This is a genomic window from Paenibacillus sp. AD87 (assembly GCF_001659845.1).
Taxonomy (GTDB): domain Bacteria; phylum Bacillota; class Bacilli; order Paenibacillales; family Paenibacillaceae; genus Paenibacillus; species Paenibacillus marchantiae.
Map to the genome: position 1 here is coordinate 1,886,259 of NZ_LXQN01000007.1, position 24,311 is coordinate 1,910,569.

Sequence of the window (24,311 nt, forward strand, 5' to 3'; positions counted from 1 at the left end):
ATCTAGCGATAAAAAGATAAAAAGACCAGTCTTCTTTTAATAGAAGTCTGGTCTTTTTTGCATTTACAGAATATTAACACGATGCAGATATGGACCTGATTTTTATCCCGTAACATAAGTATTAGATGTGGGAACGGTCCCACATTCAGCAAAACGTGCATAACGTAAGTCATGAAGATAACGGATTAATGAAAGGTGGTGCGGCGCAATGAAGCTGCTGGATCTACAAGGATACGCATCTCCCGAGGATTCCAAAACACATATCCGCATTCCTTTTGAATTTGATGAGGGCTGCGTGAAGCTGAACCTGCGATTACAATATACGCCGAAGACGCTCGAGAATCGGGAGAAGGCGCTACGGCTGCTCAAGGACAGCTACGATCTATACATTTTGCCGGAAAATCGGGAATACGCGATTGCCAATGCTGATCGGCATCTCCCTCTGAAAAATCTGATCACACTCTCGCTGGACGATGCTCGCGGATACCGAGGGGCGTGCCACCGCCAAGACGAGGTGCAGGATCTATACGTATCGGATCGAGAAGCTTCTCCCGGCCTAATGGCGGGCGAGCTGGTTCCGGGGCCTTGGACCGTCACATTAAGCCTGCACTGCATCGTGACGGATACATGCGCTTATCGGCTGGAAGTCTGGACGACAGAGGAGGACTCGATATGAAGTGGTTCGCCTGTGAACTGCATACACATACGCTGCACAGCGATGGCAGTCAGACACTTGGAGAACTGGCAGCGGGAGCAGCCAATCTGGGCTTCGATGCCATCGCACTGACCGATCACAACACGATGTCCGGCTTGAGCGGCAAAGCGGAAATCGAGCAGAGGTACGGACTACGAATCATCCCCGGTATGGAGTGGACAACTTTTTACGGCCATATGGTGACGATAGGACTGAGCGCTTTTGCCGACTGGCGTCAAGCAAATCGGGATGGAATCGATGAGGGAATCGAGAACGTGCATCGCCTCGGTGGAATCGCCGGGCTTGCTCATCCCTTCCGAATCGGCAGTCCGGCCTGTACCGGTTGCTTCTGGGAATACAAGATTGGGAACTGGTCCGCTGTCGATTACATCGAAGTCTGGTCCGGCACGTTCCCTTCCATTCAGACGAACAATCGGCGAGCTTTTGATCTGTGGACTCACAAGCTGAATGAAGGATATCGGATTGCAGCCACTTCAGGCAGGGACTGGCATGCGCAGGGCGAGACAGACGATCCGATCTCGGTTACTTACCTCGGCATCGAGGACGACGCAGTGGCGGGGAAAGGGGACTCGACAGCCCTTTCGCTCCATGAAGAAACGCTTATCCAAGCGCTGCGGGAAGGGCGCGCGGTCGTAACGATAGGTCCTCTGCTGACCCTGACGCTGGAAGCTGGAGGTGCATTCTATGCAATCGGCTCTACGGTTCCAACGGCAGTCGAGAGACGGGAAGCTGTAGAGGAGCCGATCCGGGCGAACTTGACGCTGGACTTCTCGGTACGCACCGGACTGTGGTCGCTACAGAAGCAGGTCTGCAGATTGAAGTTGTGTTCCAATCTGGGCGAGGAGCTTAATCTTGAAGTTCCATCTTCATCGGACGAACAGATGATGGAATTTGAAGCCCAACTGAGGGATTCCACTCCAGATATCCCCCGCAGGTGGATTCGCGCTGAGCTGTGGGGAACCGTACGAGGAGTCCATGTACTGATCGCCTTTACCAACGCGATCTATTTCGAAGAAGGAGGATACCCGCGATGAATAAATTCCCGCTGATCACAGCCCATACTGGCTGTATGGGCCATCCCGATCATTCTTTCGAGTCACTTCAGGCAGCCCTAACACTTGGCGTAGATATTTACGAAGACGATATCCGTTCGACTCGGGACCATGTGCCGGTGCTTGCCCACGATGACAATATCACTTTGGCAGATGGAAGCTGCGGCAGTCTTGCAGAAATGACACTGAAGGAGTTGAACACCGCTAGACTATCGCCTATTCCAACGCTTCAGGATGTGCTTGAGCAGATACGCGCAGCCGGTAAAGTGATGAACCTTGATATCAAAACAGACAGCGCTCTGGAGCCGGTCTCAGCTCTGGTGAATCGGATGGGTATGGCGGAGATGGTGTTTCTCAGTGGCTGCGATTACGGGTCAGCGGTTAAAGCTAGTCGTTACGCTCCAAGCATACGCAGGCTTCTTAATGTGAACAAGCAAAGCTTCGGCAGTCTGAGCTACGACGAGGCAGTGTTCCAGGCGTGTGCAGATGCTCGCGAAGCCGGCTGCTTTGGGATTAACGTGCCGTATCAGGTCGTTCAGCCAGAACTTATGGAAGCTGTGCAACGGAGCGGTCTGGCTATCTACGTCTGGACGGTTTCAGAGGCGGACGATATGCGGCGACTTGCACAGTTGGGCGTCGACTCGATAACAACCCGTGATCCGGCGAAGCTAATTGCCGTCCGGGAAGAGACGGATTTTGCAAAGGAGAATAGGGATTGGACAATAAGCTGAATCATAGTTTGCGGGAGCTGGCTCAACTGGCTGGTGTATCGAAATCGACTGCTTCTCGGGTTATCTCCGGAAACGGATATGCGAGTCCTGAAGTCCGGGATCGCGTTTTCAAGGCGGTCGAGCAGCTTCGCTACAAGCCGAGCGCCGTCGCCCGAGCGATGGTCGCCAAGCGCACGTACAACATCGGAGTTATCGTTTTCCGTGACAGGCTGCCGATTGTGTCCCACACACTGTATGGCAGAATCATTGACGAGATACTGATGTCCGCTGAAGAGATGGGCTACTCAATTTTCCTGAAAACCGACCGGGAAATGTCGCTGCGCTCCACCGATTATATGCTGGAACAGCGGGTGGATGGGCTCATTCTGGTCAGTCGGTTGCAGAAGAACGTCATTGATTACGTCAAAAACTTCAATATCCCATATCTGATGGTGAACGGATCGACGGAAGATCCGGACGTCGTGCATCTCGTGAGCAACGATGAGGCCGGTGGAGAACGGGCGGCACAGCATTTATATGATATCGGACACCGCAAATTCTTTATCATCGCCGGACCGGGCGAACATCGGAGCCACTCACTGCGATTGGAGGGCTTCCGAAAGCGGCTTGAATCCCTCGGCGTTAGTTGTGAACAAGACGGGTTTATCGTCGTCGAGTCATCGGAATCAAGCTTTGATTCCGGTCGGAAGCTGATGGAAGAGCATTATGTGGCCTTCCGCGAGGGACGATACAGCGCTCTGTTCAGTACAAATGACATGCTAGCACTAGGGGCGATGAAGGTGCTGATGGAACGCGGAGTCCGCGTTCCGGAGGAAGTATCCGTTATGGGCTACGACAATACCGAAGTGGCCGGCATGTACCACCCATCGTTGACTACCGTCAGCGTGGATGCATCTGGTATTGGCCGAGACGCGGTATCGATTCTGGATCGCCTGATTAGCGGCGAGGGGAGCGTGCCGCGCCTGATTGAATACGAAAGCGAAGTGATTGTTCGTCAATCGACGAATGGAAGGGAGGACGGAACATGTCTTGGTACTGGAAACACGTAGGTCCGAGAAGAATAATCGAATTTGTGTTGCTGACCGTGTTCGCCGTTTTTTTCGCGGGTCCGTTGGTCAACCTGCTTGTGCTTGCCTTTAGCGAAAAGTGGAATTATCCGGATATTCTGCCCCAGGTATGGGGCTTCAAATGGTGGGAGTTCGTACTAGCGAAGGACGATATTGTCTCGTCGATCTCACTGTCGTTCCTCATTGCTACTCTGGTGACCCTGCTGTCCATCGTCGTCTGCATCCCAGCAGCGTATGCCTTCGCAAGACTCCAGTTTCCGCTGAAGCGGATGTTCCTGTTCTCGTTCCTGCTGACGCACGCTTTTCCGAAAATGGGGTTGTATGTCTCCATCGCGGTTCTTTTCTACCGGATTGGACTGATGAATACGCTGCTCGGCGTTGTGCTGATCCATATGATCAATGTGTTGATGTTCATGACCTGGATCCCGACCTCCGCCTTTCGCAACGTGCACCGGGCGCAGGAAGAATCGGCGCGGGACGTTGGCGCTACCCCGTTCAAAGTGTTCCGCAGCATCACCCTGCCAATGGCGATGCCCGGCATCATGGTCGCTTCGATCTTCACGTTCCTCAATTCACTAGACGAAGCGCAGGGCACGTTCCTGGTCGGTATTCCCGATTACAAAACAATGCCAATCGTCATGTACTCCATTATTTCCGACTTTCCGAGCAGCGCCGGAGCCGTATTCTCGATCATCCTGACGCTGCCGACTATTATTCTGCTAGTGGCAGCCCAGCGGCTGGTGAGCGCGGACGTGCTGGCGAGCGGTTTTCAAATGAAATAAAAATGTCTCGGTCGATATACCGAAGCAAAGGGAGGTAGAAGTATGCAGTTGTCTGTACGAGAGTTAGCCAAACGCTACAAAACGGGTGACGGGGTCAGCGGCATCAACATCGATATCGAAAAAGGCGAGCTGGTCACCCTTCTTGGTCCCTCCGGGTGTGGGAAAACTACCGTATTACGGAGCATCGGCGGGTTTCTCGAACCGGACTCCGGTGACATTTTGATCGAGGGCAAGAGTGTCATTCAACTGCCACCGGAGAAACGGCCGACCTCGATGGTGTTTCAGAGCTATAACTTATGGTCGCATATGTCGGTATACGATAATCTGGCCTTTGGCCTGAAGATCCGCAAAATGCCAAAGGAAGAGATCTGCACAGCGGTCGAGGATGCGCTCAAGCTGGTCCGACTGTCGGGTTTCGAGAAGAAATATCCGGCCGAGCTTTCGGGTGGACAACAGCAGCGGGTTGCGCTGGCTCGGTCTCTGCTGCTGAATCCGGCGGTACTGCTGTTGGACGAGCCTTTCTCGGCGCTGGACGCCAAGCTGCGGCACGAAATGCGTGAGGAGCTGCGTGAGATCCAAATGAAGACCGGGCTGACAATGGTTTTTGTCACGCATGATCAGGAAGAAGCACTGTCGTTGTCCGACCGCATTATCGTCATGAATCACGGGCGCATCGAACAGATTGCTCATCCGCAGCAGATTTACGATGAGCCCGCTTCATTATATGTCGCCGGTTTTATAGGCAAAATGAATTTCCTTAAGGGGGTGGCGGAAGGGGAGAGCATCCGGATTGGACATCTTCGCCTGCCGAACGAGAAGGGGTTAAGTGGACAGGTGACGGCTGCGGTCCGACCAGAAGACGTACAGGTGAGCAGTACTACGATGGGAGAAGGTACTTTGGCGGGTAAGGTCAAGCAGGTCATGATTCTTGGACATTACGCCGAAGTTACCGTGGAATTGGTGGAATTCGGCATTATACGTGCTTTTCTGAACAAGGAATTCGTTGAGCAGCTGCAGGTAGGAAAAGACGTCGGCGTCTCGATCTCGAAAATGACCGGATTCCCGGTCGATGAATCGAACTGAGGAGGATGAATGATATGCGTATGAAAAAGCCATTTTTATCATTGTTGACTGTTGTGGGATTATCAGTGTCATTGCTGGCCGGGTGTGGAAACGGAAGTGAGATAAAAAGTACAACCACCACCGAGGGGAGCGCTGCTGCATCGAGCGATCAGGTGAAATTTAACTTCTACTTTACGGGCTCTCAGAACGTCAAGGATCTGTGGGATTCGCTGGAGCCAATGTTTGAGAAACAGCATCCGGATATCGACGTGAATCTGGTCTATATCCCGTCCGGTACTGGTGCTGAGCCGACCTACGACCGGATCGTGGCCGCCAAGAAAGCCGGTAAGGGCTCAGGAGACATCGACTTGTATGAGGACGGAATCACCTCCGTTGCGCAAGGCACCAAGGATGGTATTTGGGAGCAACTGAACGAGAAGGACATTCCTAACCTGAGCAAAGTCAACACGGACACGATGAAGGATGTGGACAACTTCGCTGTTCCGTATCGCTCGTCCGCCGTGGTTCTGGCCTATGACAGCAGCAAAATCTCCAATCCACCAACTACGCTGGACGAGCTGTTGCAGTGGATCAAAACCAATCCGGAGCAGTTCGCATACAATGACCCGTCAACGGGTGGTTCCGGCAGCTCGTTCGTGCAGACGATTGTCTACAAGGACCTGCCGGAAGAAGACATTCACAACTCCGATCCGGCGATCATGGAGAAGTGGGACGGCGGTTTCGACACGCTCAAAGAAATCGGACCGTATGTCTACGGACAGGGCATCTATCCTAAGAAAAACCAGGGCACGCTGGATCTGTTAATGAATGGCGAAGTGTCCTTAATTCCGGCCTGGTCTGACATGGTTTTGCAGCAGCTGAACGAAGGTTTGTTGCCGGGTACAATTAAGATGCAGCAGATCACGCCGGGCTTCAACGGCGGACCAACGTACCTGATGGTCAACCAGGAGTCGGACAAGAAGCAAGCGATCAATGAATTCCTGAACTTTGTCCTGTCCCCTGAAGCGCAGGAAGTGATCGTTGACAAAATGAATGGTTTCCCAGGCATTGAACTCTCCAACATGTCACAGGAAATGCAGAATAAATTCGACGGTGTGGCAGAAGGCTTCCGTACGTTCAACATCGGGGATCTGGGCACGGAAATTAACAAACGCTGGCAGAGCGACGTTGCTGCGAAATGAGTAAGGAAGCTAGACAGTCGATCACAGGCCTGGCGATGGTGCTCCCCTCCTTCGCTATCCTGTTGATCGTCGTCATTATTCCGATTGTTCAATCTTTCATCATGAGCCTAAGCAACGGTTCAGGCGGATACGATCTAAGCCGTTATACCTATCTGTTCACAGATAAGGGGATGCGAAGCAATATCGTATTTACACTTAAGGTGACTGCCATTACGTGTGTTGCCGTTATCTTGGTCAGCTACACGTTGGCGATTTACATGCGCTTCAACCAGGGGCCGATCGTTAATCTGATTCGTAAAACGTACATGATTCCGCTGTTCATCCCTGGTGTCATCGCAACGTATGGTTTAATCAACTTGCTTGGCAATCATGGTTGGCTCGCCCGAATGCTTGAAGTGGTCGGAATCACGCTGCCACGCATCATCTTTGACGAGAAAGGGATTATCATCGCCAACCTATGGTTCAACATTCCATTTACGACAATGCTGCTCAGTTCCGCGCTGTCGGGCATTCCTTCATCGATCATTGAGAGTGCAAAGGATGTGGGTGTAGGCAGACTGACGCTGTTTACCCGGTTTATTTTCCCGCTGTCGTACAAGACATTCCTTGTTGCCCTGACCTTTGTCTTCATGGGGGTTATTGGCTCTTTCACTGCGCCTTATCTGATCGGAGCCAACTCTCCGCAGATGCTTGGTGTTTCCATGCAGCAGGTCTTCAGCGTTTTCCAGGAGCGTGAACAAGCCGCAGCGATTGCTTTCTTCTCATTCCTGCTCTGCTCGGTGCTGGGTGCTTTCTACATCCGGTCAATGGCGGAAGAGGAGAAGGCGAAGATTTAGACGGGGTGTCAAAAGCCGAAGTGCTCCTTTATAGGGAGCGCTTTTTTTTGATGGGAAAACAGGATCACGACTTTCTCTATTTGACAAAGGTGAAAATTAACAACCCGTTTACATCACAATGATACATAACGAATACTTTAGCTTTAACATTTAAGAAGACAAACGAGGGAACGAGGACTGACTCATGAATAATTATCCCATCATAGCCTCCATTACGACAGATGAACAAATTTCACGAGCTATAGCAAGCGATGTGCAGCGAGTTATTCTGATGACAGGTAACATTACCAATCTGGGTTCAATCATAGAGAGTCTGCATCAAAGTGGCAAACAGGCATATGTGCATACCGAGATGGTATCCGGGATTGGACGAGATGCCTCAGCAATTCAATATCTTGCAGATGTGTTCAACATCGACGGGATCGTGACGACAAAGAGCAACGCAGTTTCTGCGGCCAAGCAAGCGGGCATATTAAGCATTCAGCGCATATTCGCCATTGATACGGCAGCAATAACGACTGCGGTTCGTATGATTATGAGCTATAAGCCTGATGAGGTTGAACTGATGCCGGGGTTAATGCCTCGAGTCATCCAAGAACTAAAAGAACGAATCTCACAGCCATTGATTGTGGGTGGCCTTATCCGGTATGAGGAAGAAATACAACAAGCATTAAAGAGCGGGGCAGATTTTGTTTCAGTAGGCCATGAGAAATTCTGGAATTAATTAGTTTCATACATTTATCCTTGGGTGGAGACGACGAGAAAACCCGGTGGTAAGTAAATCAATACAACCTTGATGTTGAAGGAGGGTGATTTGCTGCTGGGTTTTTTGTGTTGTCCAAAAATATATAACAGGAGGTAACAGAGCATGATCATTCAAGCAGTTGCTCATCGCGGCTATCCAAGTAAGTATCCTGAAAATACGATGTCTTCCTTTTTAAAGGCGGTAGAGCTTGGTTTCACACATCTCGAACTGGATGTTCATCTCAGTAAGGATGGAATTCCAGTGGTGATTCATGACCATACGCTTGACCGCATGACAAATGGAACAGGCAGAGTGGCTGATTATACTGCTTCGGAGCTGCAATCTTTAGAAATCAGGCAAGATGAACATATTCCAACCCTTGAAGAGGTGCTGCGTGCCTTGAAGGGTAAGATTCAACTTAACATTGAGCTTAAGCAGATGGGAAGCTATTACCCTCTTTTGGAGGAAAGGGTGCTTGAAGTTATCGAGGAATTGAGCATGCTAGATCAGGTGTTCATTACGTCATTTGATTTCGATGCCCTGGAGAAGATCAGGGAACGATCTGGCGATGTACGAATTGGTCTCATTACCTTTGGCTGTTCGAAAGCTATTCTGGACTGGTCATTAGAGATAGGTGCGACGTTCTTGTCCATACACCATGCTTTTGTGACCGAGCATTACATTCATCAATGCAAAGAATTAGGAATCCAGTTGATGGCGTGGACAATCAACGAGACTTCCGTCATGAAGAAATTTCAGGAGTATCCGTCCGTATGGGTCTGCACTGACGAACTGGAATGCTTCATCGATGTATTGGAGTTGTCCAGCTCATTGTGAGCGGGCAGGAGTGATGTCATGGAAGATGTATATGCTTACGATGCTTATTGCTTTGATTTGGACGGGACCATCTATATTGGCCAGATGAGGCTTCCTGGCGTGAATAGCTTCATAAACAGCTTGCGGTCAAAAGGCAAACGCCTGCTCTTCCTTACCAATACTCCGGTTCATACCAAGGAAGATTGTTACCAACGCCTGCTGAGTTTGGGCATTTCGTGCCAGCCTGATGAAATTCTGACTGCAGGTTACCTGTCGGGAATGTATTTTGCAGAGCATGCGCCGGACGCCAAAGTGCTGGTTGTAGGTGAGGAGGCTTTGCGGAGGGAACTTCGGGCACTCGGGATAGCCATGACCGAAGATCCATATCAATCAACACATGTGTTAGTCGGAATGGATCGGAAATTTAACTACGATAAGCTCCATCTGGCGGCAAAAGCAGTGCGCCATGGAGCGGCTCTGCTCGCAACTAATCCGGACAATTGTTGTCCCGTTCAAGGGGATGTTATTCCGGATACCGGAGCCATTCTAAGCTCGATTGAGGCGGCCAGCCAGCAGAAAGCATCCGTCGTGATTGGCAAGCCTTCCCGCTACTATGCAGAGAAGGCGCTTCAGCTATTGGATGTGGATCACAGCAGATGCCTCATGATAGGTGACCGGCTGGAAACAGATATTTTATTTGGACAGCAAAATGGAATGAAGACTGCACTCGTGCTTACGGGAATCTCTTCAAGAGAGGATATCGGAAAGACAGATATCGTTCCGGATTATATATGGCCTTCATTCAACGAATTCATCATGGAGCAGCAGGCCCATCCAAAGCCTTCAAATGTGTTGCAGGTGGAGAAGGCTTGAACCGCAAGGTATCCAAAATAAAGATGGAGGTGGCGTTTATGCGTCTGGCGTTACTTGGTGATCTTCACTATTCAAGCATGAGTCACGGGACGGAAGAAATGAGGGCTGCAAGAGTCCGGGCATACGAGCATATGTTCAAGGCTTTTCTGAAGGAGGATGCGGACTATCATATCTCAATTGGTGATTTAACGCATGAAGGAACGGCTCAGGAACTTCGATCCATTTTCTCCATGCTTGCAAAAAGTGAACGGGAATTCATTCATGTGCTGGGTAATCATGATACCTATTCACTGCCAAAGCATGAAATTTCCACGCTAACAGGACAGAAGCGCTACCGGGCTATTGATACACCTCACGTCAGGCTGATTTTTCTGGATACTACCCAGGAAATGAATCGAGAGGATTGGGGAGGAGAGCTGGACGAAGAGCAGCTGACATGGATTAAAGGCCAACTTGCCCATTCACATGGAAAGCAAATGCTCGTCTTCGGGCATCATCCGGTATTCGATACGACTGCGCGCTCGACACTAGATAAGCTTTACATCCGTCCGCAGGATGAACTGAAGGGTGTATTCAATAGTCGGCCAGGTGGAGGCATCTATTTTTGCGGGCATAACCATATGAACTCTATCGTTAAGCAAGAAGAATGGCATTATGTACAGACCGCTGCTTGTCTCGATGTACCAGCATACCGCGTTATTGAAGTTCATGAGGGCGAAGTAATAATAACTCACCAACGTATGCTGGATGCTGATCTCAATAATGATATTCAGAGCTTTTGTCTTGATACGCCGGGCTTTGGACCTGTCGCTAATGCATTGGGTGAAGAAACCGATCTCATCTTATCCATTCAATTAGCTCGTCTGCACAATAATGGGAAGTAAAAAGGAGGGAACGTCATGGCTCAAATTGTATTAAAGCAGATCGAAAAAAGCTTCAAGCAGGATAAAATTATTGAGGGGCTCGATCTGACCATTGAGGATGGTTCCTTTACGGTACTGGTCGGCCCGTCCGGCTGTGGAAAATCGACGACACTCCGCATGATCGCAGGACTTGAGAAAGAAACGGGCGGTGAAATTTGGATTGGGGACCATCGTGTCAATGGAGTAGATCCGGGCAAGCGTAATGTGGCGATGGTATTTCAAAACTATGCATTGTATCCAATGATGACAGTCAAGGAGAACATTGAATTTGGATTAGTAAATCGCAAGGTGCCTCGGCCAGAACGCGAGCGTCTGATCAAGGAGATCACCGAGGTCGTCGGCCTGGCAGAGTATTTGCATAAGAAGCCGCAGGCTCTGTCCGGAGGTCAACGCCAGCGGGTTGCCTTGGCTAGGGCCATGGTTAAAAGTCCCGCAGTCTTCCTGATGGACGAGCCGTTGTCGAATTTGGATGCCAAGCTACGCCATCAGATGCGCACGGAACTGATTCAGCTTCACAAACGGCTGGGCGCAACCTTTGTTTTTGTAACTCATGATCAGGTTGAGGCCATGTCTATGGGAGATCGCATCGTCATCATGAATAAAGGGCGTATTCAACAAGCAGACAGTCCAATGAAAATCTACGATGATCCGGATAACGTTTTCACAGCGCAGTTTATCGGTACACCGCCGATGAATGTGATTGATCGTGATCGTATCCTGCCTTTTTTGAAGGGGCAGCTTCATGATGATATTGGCCATATTGGCTTTCGACCAGAGAAAGCAACGATGACGCTTGAGAACAGACCGCAGACCGGGCATATCCAATTCTCGGCTCATATTATGACACGCGAGACACTGGGAGCAGAGATCATCTATCAACTGGATTCCGCGCTTGGACCTATCGCTGTGAAGAGCTTCTTGAAACCGTTAGAGTCAGCCTCCGAGGTAAATATCATCGTGTCTATGCAGGACCTGTACTATTTTGATCGGAATGGTGTGCGTGCTCGTCAGCATGAGCGGGCCGAAGCGGGAGAGCTGATTGTCCTGGGAGGAGGATATTCATGACCGTCTGGTCTAAGCTCCGTCCCTATGTATTAGTGGCTCCCTCCATCACAATATTTTCTATTTTTTTCCTTTATCCGATCTTCTATATGATCTTCTTAAGCTTTTACAACTGGGATTTTATTAATCCGGTCAAGGAGTTCGTGGGATTCAACAACTTTGTTGAACTATTTAAGGATAGTGCATTTCTTCAGGTGTTAAGCAATTCCTTGAACTATACGCTTCTTTCGGTATCCTTATCCATTGTGATTTCGCTTATGCTTGCGATCTGGCTGAATCGTGAAGGAGCATGGTACGGGTTTGTTCAGGGTGCGCTTTTCAGTCCGCATATTGTTTCACTTGTATCGGTATCCCTGGTGTGGATGTGGCTGATGGATCCCAAATTCGGTTTGCTTAACGGTTTGCTTGATATGGTTGGCTTGCCTAAGCTGGCATGGCTGAGTAGTCCAGACAGTTCATTATTGTCACTTGTGCTTGTTTCGGTCTGGAAAGGCGTAGGCTACAACGCCCTCATCTTCATCGCGGGCCTCCAAAGCATTCCCAGGGATGTGTATGAAGCCTCAGCTCTGGACGAGGCCAATTGGTGGCGCAAATTCTACAAAATTACGCTTCCCATGCTTTCGCCGACACTATTTTTCTTAATCATCATCAATCTGATCAGTTCATTCCAGGTGTTTGAGACCATTGCCATTATGACAAACGGGGGTCCAATCAATTCAACCAATACGCTCGTCTTTTACATCTACGAGTATGGATTCCGCTATTTCAAGATCGGTTATGCATCGGCAGCGGGAGTTATACTGCTCGTTGTCGTTGGTCTGCTTACGCTAGTCTACTTCAAGTTGCTGAGCCGCAAGGTTCACTACCAATAGAGAGGAGAAGGGGAATTTATGGCAAGGAAGTCATTGCTACGTACGCTCAATATTACTGCCACAATAGCATTGGTTGCGATTTTTGCTATCCCTTTTCTATGGATGATTTCAACATCTTTGAAGTCTTACCCGGAGACGGTAATTTTTCCACCCAAGTGGATTCCCTCCAAGGTGATGTGGAGCAATTTCCAAGCGGCGTGGGAATCGGGGCCTTTTTTGAAATATCTAATGAACAGCGTTGTTGTATCGGTCAGCATACTCGTTCTTCAATTCACGACGATAATATTGGCAGCCTATGCTTTTGCAAGATACTCCTTCAAAGGAGACAAGCTGTTATTCGGGATTACGATGGTGACCTTGATGATTCCTGGTCAGCTCATTTTCCTACCTGTGTATTTGTTGATGAGCAAGTGGGGACTCATTAACAATTTGCTGGCACTCATTTTGCCCTTCTCTTCTAGCGCCTTTGGCATATTCATGCTCAGGCAGTCATTCAAGCAAGTACAGGAAGAGCTTATTGAAGCGGCGCGACTTGACCAGGCGCCGGAATGGAAAATCATTCTTAAGATTATGGTGCCAATGGCGCGTCCAACGTTAGTAACATTCGCATTGTTCAGCTTCATTGCACACTGGAATGATTATTTCTGGCCGCTCGTGATGACAACCTCCGATGCAGCAAGAACGCTTCCGATCGGGATCTCTAAGCTGCGCGAGGTTGACGGAGGAGCTGCCTGGCATATTTTGATGGCTGGAAACATGATTTTGGTCGTTCCGATTCTTATTGTTTTCTTATTTGGACAACGTCAAATTATTAAAGCATTTGTCTATTCGGGTGTTAAATAATCAGATTAACAGGAGGGTTTATTCATGAAAAAATTTGGATCTGTTTTGTTAGCGGCAACGCTTGCGCTTACTCTTTCAGCTTGTGGTGCTTCCAACTCTGATGGTTCAACCGGCGCTGCTTCCGGTAGCAATTCCAATGATACGGCAAACAAACCAATAGAGATTACATATTGGTACTCATGGGGAGACAAGATCGCCGAGAACAATGAGAACTTGGTTAAGATGTTTAATGAATCCCAAGATGAAGTGATCGTGAAGGCAGAATATCAAGGGTCGTATGCAGATCAGCATTCGAAGGCACAGGCTGCTTTTGCAGCGGGCAATGCCCCCGAAGTATGGCAAAACGAAATTGCTTCAGTGGGTGTGTTTGCCGAATCAGGCATGACGCAGGAATTGACTTCTTTTGTGGAGAAGGATCAGCTGGATATGGAAGATTTCATTCAAGGGCTAATGGGAAATTCCTATGTGAATGGAAAACTATATGCTCTTCCTTATTTACGCAGCACACCGATCCTTTATTTGAATCGTACGATGCTGAAGGAGGCTGGCCTTGATCCTGCTGGACCTAAGAATTGGGCAGAATTTGAAGATTATGCACGCAAGCTAACGATTAAGGATCAGCGCTATGGTATCTCGATGCCTGTCGATATTTGGCTTTATGAAGCTTTTGTGAGGCAGAGTGGAGGCACGATGATCAGCGAGGACGGAAAAAGTGCGGCATTCGATAATGAAACCGGTATTGAACCTGTGAAGCTGTGGCTTAAGATGAAGGATGAAGGCATTATGAGCATCGGCACGACCGATGATGCAGGTACGCAAGCCAAAACGGATTTCCACAATCAGCGTTCAGCGATGCTGTTCTCCTCAACTGCGGATCTCACCAATAATATGAAGGTTGCAGAAGAGCAGGGCTTTGAACTCGGAACGACATTTATGCCTGCAAATGATACGTATGGAGTGCCGACAGGCGGTGCCAACTTGGTTATGACTTCTGGCCTGTCGCCAGAAAAGCAGGAAGCGGCGTGGAAGTTTATCAAGTGGATGACCTCCAAAGAACAAACGATTTATGCAAGCTCCTTCACGGGCTATCTGCCTAGCCGAATCAGTGCAGTGGAGAGCGATGAAATGAAGAAGCTTTATGAGGAAAAGCCGCTGTTCAAGGTGGCGGTAGACCAACTGGAATATGCTGGTCCACGTCCAATGCAGAAGGTTTATCCAGAGATTGGTGAGATGATCAAGAATGAGATTCTTCGTGCGGTTGTTGATTCTTCCGTTTCGGCAGAGGCCGCTGTAGCTGAAGCGGCGAAGAAGGCCAATGCCTTGCTGAATAAGTAGAGTTAGGATTTAAAGAAAACAAGGAGCTAGGCGGCATCTATCCCGCTTAGCTCCTTGTTTTTGGTCGTGCGTTCAATGATCTTGCATTTATATTTCCAGTAGGTATCACTTAAATTGATGAATTGACCTATAGCGAATACCGCACAGATGTCCCATTCGCACAGGCAAGCAGTCCACTTATCGCGTAAACTGAAGTAGATTCAGTAGAGCGAGGTGAAATTCAATGGCTAAAACCAACGAAATACGCCTAAAGGCAAAGCGGTATAAGGCCCGGCCCGTCTGCGTGACTCTTCATAGTGGTGAAACGTATATCGGTTACATTTCTGACGTGAATAGCGGAGGCGTGGTGCTTACCGGGGGAGGAAAAATATCGCGGACGGCGACCACAGGGGACAGTTCCCAGCGTTCCAAGCAAAAGGTTGTACCCAGCAAGAGCGGTCGTTCTCAGAACCGGAAACGGGTGAATGGTACGCGCAAGCCGTCTACCCGTTCGCGCACAGTGTCGCGTGCGCAGGTTTCGTCCTTTCTACCGATGATGGGTTCGCTGTTTGGCGGGCTTGGCGGTGCGGCTTCGGCTGGCGGTATGCTTGGCGGCGGAATGCGGATATTCGGCATGATCCAGCAATTCATGCCGGTCATGAAAATGGGCTACGGCATGATCAAATCCATCCATCCGTTTATGGGTGCCGTCAAAGGTCTGATGGCTCCGCCTAGTCAGGCCGAAGAACAAGAGGTATAATGCAATATTCAGCCCCTTTGAAGACGGAAGGGGCTTTTCTTTTTTAGTGTCAAGGTGTTATTGATAAAAAAAGTTGCGAAGCTTTGACCATTTGGATATGATTATCTAATTGGTTGTTTCAGCTTATACATTTAATTGATGATAAAAGATAGTGAGGTCAGAAAACAATGATTGCAAAAACAGAGGAAGACTTTAATGGTTTGAAGGAAATTGGCAGAATTGTTGCCTTTATCAGAGATGAATTGGTGCAAAGAACAGTTCCTGGCATAACGACGAAGGAACTTGATGATATAGCTGGAGAGCTTTTTGAGAAAGAAGGCGCAGTCTCAGCTCCAAAAAGTGCATATAATTTTCCTGGCTATACTTGCATTAGTGTTAATGAAGAAGTAGCACATGGTATTCCGGGGCAACGGGTTATTCAAGAAGGAGATCTAGTCAACATAGATGTCTCTGGCTCGAAGAACAGTTATTTCGCTGATACAGGAATCTCGTTTGTAGTAGGCGAAGGAGAAGAAGTGTTAACGAAAATATGCGACGTTGCTAAACTAGCATTTGAAGCAGGTCTTAAAAAAGCAAAACCTGGTTCCAAAAAAAGCGGCATCGGAAAAGCGGTATTCCTAACAGCAAAACAGCATGGATTAACCGTTATTAAAAACCTTACAGGACATGGTGTTGGACGTAACATACACGAAGCACCTGACCATATTTATAATTATAACGATACATCGGATGATGAGTTATTAAAAGAAGGCATGGTTATTGCATTCGAACCATTTATCTCAACTTTAGAAGAACAAGTGTATCAAAAAGAAGACGAATGGACCTTTGCTACAGAAAAAAGCTATGTAGCTCAAGTGGAACATACGATTATTCTTACTAAAAATGGTCCGATCATTGTCACACAATAATATCAAGAGCATGTCCAAGGTCGATTTCCCAACTGGGAAATCGGCTTTTTTTGATGCCTTTTAACCAAACGGATCGAGGAAGGAGGGAATGAGCTATATGGAATGATGTACAATAATAATATTGAGGAACAAAAACTACAATTGGTAAATTGTGATGAGGAGCGGATGGAGTTTGAACAGAACAGTCATACTGGAGCGTCTTCAATCACAGCTGTACGAGGGAAATCACATCATCGGTGTCTCGACAGGCACGGGGATTACAGCCAAGTATGCAGCTCAGAGTGGAGCGGATTTTATATTAATGCTGAACTCCGGCAAGTTTCGCCAGATGGGGAGGAGCTCTCTTGCCGGCTTTCTTCCATTTTGCAACAGTAATGATATGGTGATGGATTTTGCGTCAAGAGAAATTGTGCCGCTGGTGAGGCATTCTCCCGTACTCTTTGGACTGAATGCGAATGATCCAACCATAGAAATGGCTGATTATATAGAGGAAATCAAGAGGAGAGGGTTTTCGGGAGTCAACAACTATCCTACGGTCGGCTTGATAGACGGATTATTCAGAGAGGCTCTGGAGGAAGACGGGATTCGTTATGACGTCGAGGTTGAGGCCATACGCCTGGCCCATCGACAGGATTTGTTTACGGTGGCGTTCGTATTTGATGAGCTTCAGGCTGCCCAGATGATTGAAGCGGGGGCAGATGTAATCTGTGCTCATCTTGGCCTGACCGAAGGCGGGTTATTGGGTGCACGGAAGGTTGTATCCTTGGAGGCCGCCAAATCAAAGGCACTGCGTATTTTTGATACCTGCAATCAGCTTAAGCCGGATTTGATCAAGATGATTTATGGCGGTCCGGTAAAGACGCCTGTCGATGTCCAGTACATGTATAGCGACAACACAGACATTATGGGCTATATTGGCGGGTCTGCATTTGAACGAATTCCTTCCGAGAAGTCGATTACGGCAATTACACGCGATTTTAAACGCCTGGGTAAACTGGATGAGGACGATTTTATGGTCAAAATGCTGAAAGGCATCACCCAGCATTATGATTACGTTGAGTTTGTCAAAGAGTATGTGGCGCAAAACTACAGTAGTGAAATTGTTTTTTCGGATCTGGCCAAGGTTGCTCATGTTTCCCGCAGCTACTTGAGCAGTTTGTTTAAAAAGGAGGTTGGCTGCAGCTTTCAGACCTATCTGGTGAGCTTCCGCATCAATAAAGCCGTCACGCTTCTTCATGCGCCGCAGCTTCAATTATCCGAGGTGGCTGAGATGGTAGGCTATCCCAATTACGCACAATTCAGCAGAATGTTTAAAAAGCTTAAGGGCTACTCTCCCAAAAAGTACAGATCTAACCTAAACACAAAAACATAGAACATAAAAGCGTTTTTATAAATAAACAGGACCAGTATGATGAAGCTATAACGATCGTACTGGTTTTTCTGTTAGCAAAAAAAATCAGCGTGCTACCTGCGATCGAGCTTGGTTTCTAAAGAGTCATACGAGGAGGCCGTGGAATGAAGACCGTCGCAATCATTGGAACATTTGATACGAAGGGTGATGAATACCTTTACATCAAGAGCATTGCAGAGGAGCTTGGGTTGGGGACTTTGATGATTCATACAGGTGTATTTGAACCGTCCTTTGTTCCGGATGTGTCCAATCAGGAAGTCGCCCACGCCGCAGGCAGGGTCATAGAAGAACTTGCGGCAAAGAAGGATCGGGCTTTGGCTACAGAGGTTTTGTCCATAGGCTTGAAGAAGCTGGTGCCACAGTTGTACAAACAAGGTAAATTTGACGGAATCATTTCCTTTGGTGGGACTGGCGGAACCTCACTGGTCACACCTGCCATGAGAGCACTGCCGATTGGTGTCCCAAAGGTGATGGTATCGACCGTTGCTTCTGGAAACACAGCTCCATACGTAGGCACGAGTGATATTGTCATGATTCCGTCTGTGGTGGATGTAGCCGGATTGAACTCCATTTCTACGAAAATATTTACAAATGCATTATTTGCGATGGCGGGCATGCTCAAGTTTGAGCATACGCACAAACCGGATAAGAAGCCGCTGGTTGCAGCCACGATGTTCGGAGTGACAACACCATGTGTGACAGCGGCAAGAAAATATTTGGAGGAGCGGGGCTATGAGGTGCTTGTGTTCCACGCTACGGGCATCGGAGGGCAGTCGATGGAGGCGTTGATTGAAGCAGGCTTCATTGAAGGGGTATTGGACTTGACCACGACGGAGTGGGCGGATGAAATCATCGGCGGTGTCTTAAATGCGGGGCCTAATCGTTTAGAGGCTGCAGGCCACAATCGCATTCCGCAGGTAGTCTCGGTGGGCGCCTTGGATATGTGCAATTTTGGGCCGAGCGATACTGTACCGGAGAAATTCAAGGATCATACGTTTTATCAGCATAATCCGACGGTAACCCTGATGAGAACCACAGTGGAAGAGAATGAGCAGATCGGCAGGAAGCTTGCGGAGAAGCTGAACATGGCAAAGGAACGCACCGTGCTAATGCTACCGCTTAGAGGCGTATCCGCAATTGATGTGGAGGGGGAGCCTTTCTACGGACCGGAGGAGGACCGGATGTTGTTTGATACCCTGCGCCAGCATGTCGATCGCTCAATTGTTGAAGTGATTGAAATGGATTGCGCCATCAACGATCCAGCCTTTGCAGAAGCCGCAGCACAAAAGCTGATCGCTCTCATGACATCAAATTCCTAATCAATCCAAAAAGGAGGATATCGAAATGAATAAGCTGAACAGATCAGAAATTATGGACAAATTTAAGGGAGAGGTAAAGCAGGGTAAAATTCTACTAGGTGTCGGGGCAGGTACAGGCATTACGGCCAAGAGCAGTGAAGCGGGCGGAGCAGATATGTTAATCGTATACAATTCCGGTCGGTACAGAATGGCGGGTCGCGGCTCGCTGGCGGGCCTGCTCTCCTATGGAGATGCCAATCAAATCGTCGTTGAGATGGGAGCCGAGGTGCTGCCCGTCGTCAAACATACGCCTGTTCTGGCAGGGGTGTGCGGCACCGACCCTTTCCGAATAATGGAGGTATACCTGAAGCAGCTGAAGGAGCAGGGCTTCAGCGGAGTTCAAAACTTCCCAACCGTTGGTTTGATCGATGGGGTGTTCAGACAAAACCTGGAGGAAACCGGTATGGGGTACGACCTGGAGGTTGAAATGATCCGTATCGCCCATGAATTGGATTTGCTGACTACGCCGTATGTTTTTGATCCTGCTCAGGCAAAAGCCATGGCGGAGGCGGGGGCTGACATTTTGGTTGCGCATATGGGGTTGACGACCAAGGGATCGATTGGTGCAAAAACAGCGCTGACCCTGGACGACTGTGTTCAACGAATCGAGGCGATTATTGAAGCAGGGCGGGCTGTGAACCCGGAGATCATGATTATTTGCCACGGTGGACCCATTGCAGAGCCGGAGGATGCGGCCTATGTCATTGAAAGAACGAAGGGCATCGATGGATTCTTCGGCGCATCCAGCATCGAGCGCTTTGCGGCAGAGAAAGGTATTACACAGCAGACGGAGTCCTTCAAGTCGATTCAGAAATAGCATCAACCTAACGACAGTCAATTATTTGGCTGTCGTTTTTTTATCCATAGGAAAGAGGAGACTCCTAACTCCTCATATGAGCGCTTACATTTTACTGTTGCGATCTCCCATAATGTTCAGTAAATTGGGAGGTATACACCGAGGGGAGGGCTGAGCAATAATCATGTTGACCAGATGGCTGCGACGAATAACGCCAGGCACGTTTAAACACCGAATACTATTTTCGTTTCTGTTATTCCTCCTGACGCCTATAGCCATATTAGTTCTCTACAACTTCCGAGAAACGGAAGTTATGCTCCAGCGGGATGCTTCGGACATTAACGTCAAGCAACTCGAAGGCATCAAAGCCGATCTTATTGATTTGATGAGTCTTGTGATGAAGACTGGGATGCTGCTGGATCAGGATTCTGTCCTCCGGGAAGTGATGCAGAAGCCGGAATTATATGATGCTATCCATCGAAAGCGGATTGTGGAAAATAAATTCGCTAGTATTGAAAACAGCTTTTTCCTTACAGGAGCTACCGTATTCTACACATTGATCGATTTAAAAGGAAACGCTTACACTTCGTATACGCCAGAGAATTCTCTGAATTATGCTCACATCAGTTCCGAGCCTTGGGTACAGGAGCTGAAGAGGACTGAGGGACAGCGGTACGTATGGAAATCCAATGATTTGACGACTGGCGTTCGTGAGAGAAAAGGAAATCGGATGCTGAGCCTTTACGAAGTGCTGCGTGACGACGGACTAAAACCATTTGCTTATGGACGTTTTAGTATCGATCATGAAGCATGGTTTCAGGAAAAAACGGAGGAAAATACATTTGGCAGCGATGGTGAAGGGGCCTATTTTCTAATGGATGGATATGGGAGAATTATGCTTCAATCCAAGTCGGGGGATAACATACCCTCTACCGTGTCATCTGCCATTACAGCAGCAAGTCAGAGCCAAGGACAGGATAACTCCTCCCAATCCATTGTGAACAATCATATGATGTATACCTATAGCAAGATTCAAGAGCTTGACGGTTATCTTGTGAAAAAGATTCCCCTGTCCTTGTTATTTGAAGAAGTGAACAAACAAAAGCTGAGGTTCTATACCGTATATGGGGCCATCCTGCTGCTGTTTGTGCTGCTGACTTATTTCATTTCTTCAACCGTTACCGGTCCTTTAAAGCATCTTCAACGAAAGATGGAGACAACCGTTAAATTGAATTTGAAGACAAAGCTGCCGGAACAAGGAAGAGGTGAATTGCTGGCGCTAACCCGAAGCTTTAATTTTATGATCGCAGACATCAATAATCTGTTGGAACAGTTAAAGCTGGAGGAGCGGCAAAAGCAGTTCGTCCGATTTCAGGTGTTGCTTGGTCAGATGAATCCTCATTTTTTGCTGAATACGCTGAATACAATCAAGAGCATTGCACTGGATAAGGATGAAGATGAGATTTACGAGATTTGTGTATCGCTAGGAAAAATATTAGAAACTACGCTGAATTTGGAGGTTGATCTTATTCTTCTGAAGGAGGAGATTGTACTAATTGAATCCTACATGGATATCCAACGGAAACGGTTTGGACATGGCATTGAGCTTCACTATGAAGTTTCCAGGGATCTGGAGTATGCACTGATTCCAAAATTTTGTCTGCAGCCGCTGGTAGAAAATTCATTGATTCACGGGTTTGGACAAACACAGCTTGAGGGGCGAATTGACATTCGTGCATCAATCCACCATTCGCTGCTTATTTTGGAGGTTGCGGACAATGGCATAGGAATGAAAAAATCCCAGGTAAATCAGTCCTACCGGAAACGAAAAAGCATTGGCGTACAGAACCTTCGCGAGAGCTTGGAACTTATGTTTAAGAACCAGCCAACAGGACTTCGGATAGAGTCGACGGAGGAAGGAACGCAGGTCTTCATGCTTTTCCCATTATTGTTATCCAAACCATATTTGAAGGAGGGGAGCACCATTGTGGCGCACATTGATCGTTGAAGATGAACAGTACGCAAGAGCAAGCTTGCGCAAATTGTTTACAAAGGCGAATATCCCATTTGAAATTATCGGTGAGGCGGTAAATGGCGAGGAAGGTTTGCAGTTGATTCGGGATCTGCAGCCCGATGTTGTCATTTCCGACATTTTCATGCCGCTCATGGATGGCATCCGTTTACTTCAGCTCACGAGAAAGGAGGGACATGAATGCAGGTTCGTTATGTTGACGGCAGTAAGTGAATTTGAGTATGCCAGACAAGCATTGGAATACGGGGCTTCAGGTTATTTAATGAAACTTTCTCTGGATTTGAAGGAACTGAAGCAAACCATGGACAAAGTAGCCGGAGAGCTGACAAGAATGGATAAGCTTCGCTTGGCAGATAAATGGTTCCCGGATAAGACTACCCAAGAACCAACAGATCATCCAGAGCTGAACCGAATGATTACCTACATTGAGGAGCATTTCGCCGAGGATGTGACATTAAAGAGATTGGCTGAATATGTTCGCATGGATGCCAGTTATGTCAGTGACTTATTTAAGAAAAAGATGGGGATCACGATGACGCATTTTATTCAGAACCGCCGCGTTCAAGCAGCAAAAATGCTGCTGACAGAGACGGAGAAAACGGTGAGTGAAGTTGGCAGGTTAGTAGGCTTCGAGAACGACAATTATTTCATTAAAATATTCAAGCGGTGGTGTGGGTTGACCCCGAACGAATACCGGAAAGAACAAAAAATCGTTCTATGAATATCCAAACACCGTTCATACCCCCAATGTCAGGCTGGTGATAAAGTTAAAGACGTAGCAAGCAGCTTATCAACTCGATAAGGGGGACTGTAAATGAAATATAGAAATTGGTTAAAGGCAGCTTTGATTACGACTTTGACAGCTTCGATGCTCAGCGCGTGCGGAGGGGCTAACAACGAGGGAGCGAGTGCAGGATCGGCAAATCAAAATGCCGGTGAGACCATCAACCTCACGCTTTGGGGAGCTGTTCCTGCCGAGGCTGGACCTCAAGAAGTGATTGACAGCTGGAACAAAGAAAATCCCGACATTCAGGTCGAGTACTTCCGTTATGTAAATGATGACCCCGGTAACCTAAAGCTGGATACGGCGCTCATGACGGGTCAGGACGCAGACTTGTTCGTCAACTACACGCTTAACCGTTTACAGAAACGTGTTGATGCAGGAGTCGCTTTGGATCTGAGCAGCCGAACAGATTACAACATCGACGAGCAAATGGGGGTAGACGCCGCTCAATGGAAAATCGGGGATAAGTATTATGGCATTCCGACAAAGAAAAACATGTTATTCATCTGGCTTAACAAAAGCATGCTGGATGAAGCCGGTCTTCCGATTCCTCCCGTTGATTGGACATGGGATGACTTGAGAGAATATGCGAAAGCGCTAACAAAATCAAATGTGTACGGTCTTATGCAGCATGATGCTGCCTTTACCGCCGCAATTGACGGTACCATAGCGGGTCTTGGGGTAACCACGCCGGAAGGAGCATCTAACTTTAATAATGATCTTTGGAAAAAGCAGCTTCAAATCGTGCATGACATGATGTTTGTGGACAAATCGACGCCCGAATATGGAGAACAAGTAACAAGCAAGATGCCGGTAGACACAATGTTCCTCAAAGGGGAAGCAGCTATGTTAGCCGCAGGAGAATTTATTTTCCGCAACGCCAATAACCTGAAGGAATTTCCACATGCCTTCAAAATCGCATTCGCTACAATTCCGAAAGTATCTGCCGATCAGAAGGATTATAAGTATGCTGGTGGTTTAGGTGATATGCTCTCCGTTAACGCAAAATCCAAACATCAGGATGCGGCATGGAAGTTCGCAAAGTGGTATGCGGACGGCGGAATGTTGCCGATGGCAAGTGGAGGGCGCCTTCCATCCTCGAAGAGCGTTGATAACAAGCAGGCGATGGACCTGCTGCTCAAAGGTGTTGAAGACAAATACGATACAGAGTCGATGAATAGCGTTGTGTTCGGTGAGTTCCCATCATTCCAGCTGAATGTACCGCAGCAAGCGCTGGATGCCCGCAAGGAAGAATATGAGAAATACTTCCTGAATGAGCAGGATATCGATACAACGCTTAAGAATATGGCCAAACGCCATCAGGAATATATCAAATAATCAAATAATCGAATATTGACAATATCCTT

The 24,311-nt window shown here is 48.1% G+C and carries 24 protein-coding genes; all 24 read left to right on the top strand.

The window, feature by feature from the left end; genetic code table 11:
- Positions 1-208: 208 nt before the first annotated feature.
- The 24 genes from gpAD87_RS08590 (at position 209) to gpAD87_RS08705 (ending at position 24,282) form a co-directional block, all read left to right on the top strand.
- Complete coding sequence (locus gpAD87_RS08590; protein WP_064637518.1) at positions 209-676, top strand: hypothetical protein; 468 nt, start codon at positions 209-211, stop codon at positions 674-676.
- Complete coding sequence (locus tag gpAD87_RS08595) at positions 673-1,749, top strand: CehA/McbA family metallohydrolase (RefSeq protein ID WP_064637520.1); 1,077 nt, start codon at positions 673-675, stop codon at positions 1,747-1,749. The genes gpAD87_RS08590 and gpAD87_RS08595 overlap by 4 nt, the downstream gene beginning before the upstream one ends.
- Positions 1,746-2,498 (top strand): glycerophosphodiester phosphodiesterase, encoded by a 753-nt coding sequence (locus gpAD87_RS08600; RefSeq protein WP_063568311.1) that lies wholly within the window; start codon positions 1,746-1,748, stop codon positions 2,496-2,498. Before gpAD87_RS08595 ends, gpAD87_RS08600 begins: the two co-directional genes overlap by 4 nt.
- Complete coding sequence (locus gpAD87_RS08605; RefSeq protein WP_082935043.1) at positions 2,483-3,547, top strand: LacI family DNA-binding transcriptional regulator; 1,065 nt, start codon at positions 2,483-2,485, stop codon at positions 3,545-3,547. Before gpAD87_RS08600 ends, gpAD87_RS08605 begins: the two co-directional genes overlap by 16 nt.
- Complete coding sequence (locus tag gpAD87_RS08610; RefSeq protein ID WP_064637522.1) at positions 3,523-4,347, top strand: ABC transporter permease; 825 nt, start codon at positions 3,523-3,525, stop codon at positions 4,345-4,347. Before gpAD87_RS08605 ends, gpAD87_RS08610 begins: the two co-directional genes overlap by 25 nt.
- A gap of 42 nt (positions 4,348-4,389) precedes the next feature.
- A complete protein-coding gene (locus gpAD87_RS08615; protein ID WP_064637524.1) occupies positions 4,390-5,430 on the top strand; it encodes an ABC transporter ATP-binding protein in 1,041 nt (346 codons plus the stop codon).
- 14 nt (positions 5,431-5,444) lie between these two features.
- Positions 5,445-6,611, top strand: coding sequence for an extracellular solute-binding protein (locus gpAD87_RS08620; RefSeq protein ID WP_064637526.1), 1,167 nt, complete (start codon positions 5,445-5,447; stop codon positions 6,609-6,611).
- Entirely contained in the window at positions 6,608-7,447 is an 840-nt protein-coding gene (locus gpAD87_RS08625; protein ID WP_064637527.1) for an ABC transporter permease, read from the top strand. The genes gpAD87_RS08620 and gpAD87_RS08625 overlap by 4 nt, the downstream gene beginning before the upstream one ends.
- A 184-nt stretch (positions 7,448-7,631) precedes the next feature.
- Positions 7,632-8,171, top strand: coding sequence for a glycerol-3-phosphate responsive antiterminator (locus tag gpAD87_RS08630; protein WP_064637529.1), 540 nt, complete (start codon positions 7,632-7,634; stop codon positions 8,169-8,171).
- 144 nt (positions 8,172-8,315) lie between these two features.
- Entirely contained in the window at positions 8,316-9,029 is a 714-nt protein-coding gene (locus tag gpAD87_RS08635) for a glycerophosphodiester phosphodiesterase (RefSeq protein ID WP_064637531.1), read from the top strand.
- An 18-nt stretch (positions 9,030-9,047) separates the two neighbouring features.
- Positions 9,048-9,881, top strand: coding sequence for an HAD-IIA family hydrolase (locus gpAD87_RS08640; RefSeq protein ID WP_064637532.1), 834 nt, complete (start codon positions 9,048-9,050; stop codon positions 9,879-9,881).
- The gene (locus gpAD87_RS08645) at positions 9,800-10,765 is read left to right on the top strand and encodes a metallophosphoesterase family protein (RefSeq protein WP_082935044.1); all 966 of its coding nucleotides are present in this window, start codon (positions 9,800-9,802) and stop codon (positions 10,763-10,765) included. The genes gpAD87_RS08640 and gpAD87_RS08645 overlap by 82 nt, the downstream gene beginning before the upstream one ends.
- 15 nt (positions 10,766-10,780) lie before the next feature.
- Positions 10,781-11,869, top strand: a complete 1,089-nt coding sequence (locus gpAD87_RS08650) for an ABC transporter ATP-binding protein (RefSeq protein ID WP_064637534.1) — start codon at positions 10,781-10,783, stop codon at positions 11,867-11,869.
- Entirely contained in the window at positions 11,866-12,738 is an 873-nt protein-coding gene (locus gpAD87_RS08655; protein ID WP_064637536.1) for a carbohydrate ABC transporter permease, read from the top strand. The genes gpAD87_RS08650 and gpAD87_RS08655 overlap by 4 nt, the downstream gene beginning before the upstream one ends.
- Positions 12,739-12,756: 18 nt before the next feature.
- Positions 12,757-13,581: a carbohydrate ABC transporter permease gene (locus gpAD87_RS08660; protein ID WP_064637538.1), complete on the top strand. Its 825-nt coding sequence runs from the start codon at positions 12,757-12,759 to the stop codon at positions 13,579-13,581.
- Positions 13,582-13,605: 24 nt separating this feature from the next.
- Entirely contained in the window at positions 13,606-14,916 is a 1,311-nt protein-coding gene (locus tag gpAD87_RS08665) for an ABC transporter substrate-binding protein (protein ID WP_064637540.1), read from the top strand.
- Positions 14,917-15,139: 223 nt separating this feature from the next.
- Positions 15,140-15,655, top strand: a complete 516-nt coding sequence (locus gpAD87_RS08670) for a hypothetical protein (protein ID WP_064637542.1) — start codon at positions 15,140-15,142, stop codon at positions 15,653-15,655.
- 167 nt (positions 15,656-15,822) lie between these two features.
- Entirely contained in the window at positions 15,823-16,563 is a 741-nt protein-coding gene (gene map, locus gpAD87_RS08675; RefSeq protein ID WP_063568306.1) for a type I methionyl aminopeptidase, read from the top strand.
- 172 nt (positions 16,564-16,735) lie between these two features.
- Positions 16,736-17,935: a phosphoenolpyruvate hydrolase family protein gene (locus gpAD87_RS08680; RefSeq protein ID WP_231952476.1), complete on the top strand. Its 1,200-nt coding sequence runs from the start codon at positions 16,736-16,738 to the stop codon at positions 17,933-17,935.
- Positions 17,936-18,078: 143 nt separating this feature from the next.
- Positions 18,079-19,293 carry a Tm-1-like ATP-binding domain-containing protein gene (locus gpAD87_RS08685; RefSeq protein WP_064637546.1) on the top strand — a complete coding sequence of 405 codons (1,215 nt, stop codon included), beginning with the start codon at positions 18,079-18,081 and terminating at the stop codon, positions 19,291-19,293.
- Between the two features lie 25 nt (positions 19,294-19,318).
- On the top strand, positions 19,319-20,149 hold the full coding sequence (locus gpAD87_RS08690; RefSeq protein WP_064637548.1) for a phosphoenolpyruvate hydrolase family protein: 831 nt from the start codon (positions 19,319-19,321) through the stop codon (positions 20,147-20,149).
- A gap of 163 nt (positions 20,150-20,312) precedes the next feature.
- Positions 20,313-22,136 carry a cache domain-containing sensor histidine kinase gene (locus tag gpAD87_RS08695; RefSeq protein WP_064637555.1) on the top strand — a complete coding sequence of 608 codons (1,824 nt, stop codon included), beginning with the start codon at positions 20,313-20,315 and terminating at the stop codon, positions 22,134-22,136.
- On the top strand, positions 22,114-22,881 hold the full coding sequence (locus gpAD87_RS08700; protein ID WP_064637557.1) for a response regulator transcription factor: 768 nt from the start codon (positions 22,114-22,116) through the stop codon (positions 22,879-22,881). The genes gpAD87_RS08695 and gpAD87_RS08700 overlap by 23 nt, the downstream gene beginning before the upstream one ends.
- 93 nt (positions 22,882-22,974) lie before the next feature.
- Positions 22,975-24,282 carry an ABC transporter substrate-binding protein gene (locus gpAD87_RS08705; protein WP_064637558.1) on the top strand — a complete coding sequence of 436 codons (1,308 nt, stop codon included), beginning with the start codon at positions 22,975-22,977 and terminating at the stop codon, positions 24,280-24,282.
- The last annotated feature ends 29 nt before the right edge of the window (positions 24,283-24,311 follow it).

Excerpts from the sequence above, each read along its gene's own strand:
- gpAD87_RS08590 (WP_064637518.1), top strand. The coding sequence starts at position 209 with ATGAAGCTGCTGGATCTACAAGGATACGCATCTCCCGAGGATTCCAAA.
- gpAD87_RS08595 (WP_064637520.1), top strand. The coding sequence starts at position 673 with ATGAAGTGGTTCGCCTGTGAACTGCATACACATACGCTGCACAGCGAT.
- gpAD87_RS08600 (WP_063568311.1), top strand. The coding sequence starts at position 1,746 with ATGAATAAATTCCCGCTGATCACAGCCCATACTGGCTGTATGGGCCAT.
- gpAD87_RS08610 (WP_064637522.1), top strand. The coding sequence starts at position 3,523 with ATGTCTTGGTACTGGAAACACGTAGGTCCGAGAAGAATAATCGAATTT.
- gpAD87_RS08615 (WP_064637524.1), top strand. The coding sequence starts at position 4,390 with ATGCAGTTGTCTGTACGAGAGTTAGCCAAACGCTACAAAACGGGTGAC.
- gpAD87_RS08620 (WP_064637526.1), top strand. The coding sequence starts at position 5,445 with ATGCGTATGAAAAAGCCATTTTTATCATTGTTGACTGTTGTGGGATTA.
- gpAD87_RS08625 (WP_064637527.1), top strand. The coding sequence starts at position 6,608 with ATGAGTAAGGAAGCTAGACAGTCGATCACAGGCCTGGCGATGGTGCTC.
- gpAD87_RS08630 (WP_064637529.1), top strand. The coding sequence starts at position 7,632 with ATGAATAATTATCCCATCATAGCCTCCATTACGACAGATGAACAAATT.
- gpAD87_RS08635 (WP_064637531.1), top strand. The coding sequence starts at position 8,316 with ATGATCATTCAAGCAGTTGCTCATCGCGGCTATCCAAGTAAGTATCCT.
- gpAD87_RS08640 (WP_064637532.1), top strand. The coding sequence starts at position 9,048 with ATGGAAGATGTATATGCTTACGATGCTTATTGCTTTGATTTGGACGGG.
- gpAD87_RS08645 (WP_082935044.1), top strand. The coding sequence starts at position 9,800 with ATGGCCTTCATTCAACGAATTCATCATGGAGCAGCAGGCCCATCCAAA.
- gpAD87_RS08650 (WP_064637534.1), top strand. The coding sequence starts at position 10,781 with ATGGCTCAAATTGTATTAAAGCAGATCGAAAAAAGCTTCAAGCAGGAT.
- gpAD87_RS08655 (WP_064637536.1), top strand. The coding sequence starts at position 11,866 with ATGACCGTCTGGTCTAAGCTCCGTCCCTATGTATTAGTGGCTCCCTCC.
- gpAD87_RS08660 (WP_064637538.1), top strand. The coding sequence starts at position 12,757 with ATGGCAAGGAAGTCATTGCTACGTACGCTCAATATTACTGCCACAATA.
- gpAD87_RS08665 (WP_064637540.1), top strand. The coding sequence starts at position 13,606 with ATGAAAAAATTTGGATCTGTTTTGTTAGCGGCAACGCTTGCGCTTACT.
- gpAD87_RS08670 (WP_064637542.1), top strand. The coding sequence starts at position 15,140 with ATGGCTAAAACCAACGAAATACGCCTAAAGGCAAAGCGGTATAAGGCC.
- map (WP_063568306.1), top strand. The coding sequence starts at position 15,823 with ATGATTGCAAAAACAGAGGAAGACTTTAATGGTTTGAAGGAAATTGGC.
- gpAD87_RS08685 (WP_064637546.1), top strand. The coding sequence starts at position 18,079 with ATGAAGACCGTCGCAATCATTGGAACATTTGATACGAAGGGTGATGAA.
- gpAD87_RS08690 (WP_064637548.1), top strand. The coding sequence starts at position 19,319 with ATGAATAAGCTGAACAGATCAGAAATTATGGACAAATTTAAGGGAGAG.
- gpAD87_RS08695 (WP_064637555.1), top strand. The coding sequence starts at position 20,313 with ATGTTGACCAGATGGCTGCGACGAATAACGCCAGGCACGTTTAAACAC.
- gpAD87_RS08705 (WP_064637558.1), top strand. The coding sequence starts at position 22,975 with ATGAAATATAGAAATTGGTTAAAGGCAGCTTTGATTACGACTTTGACA.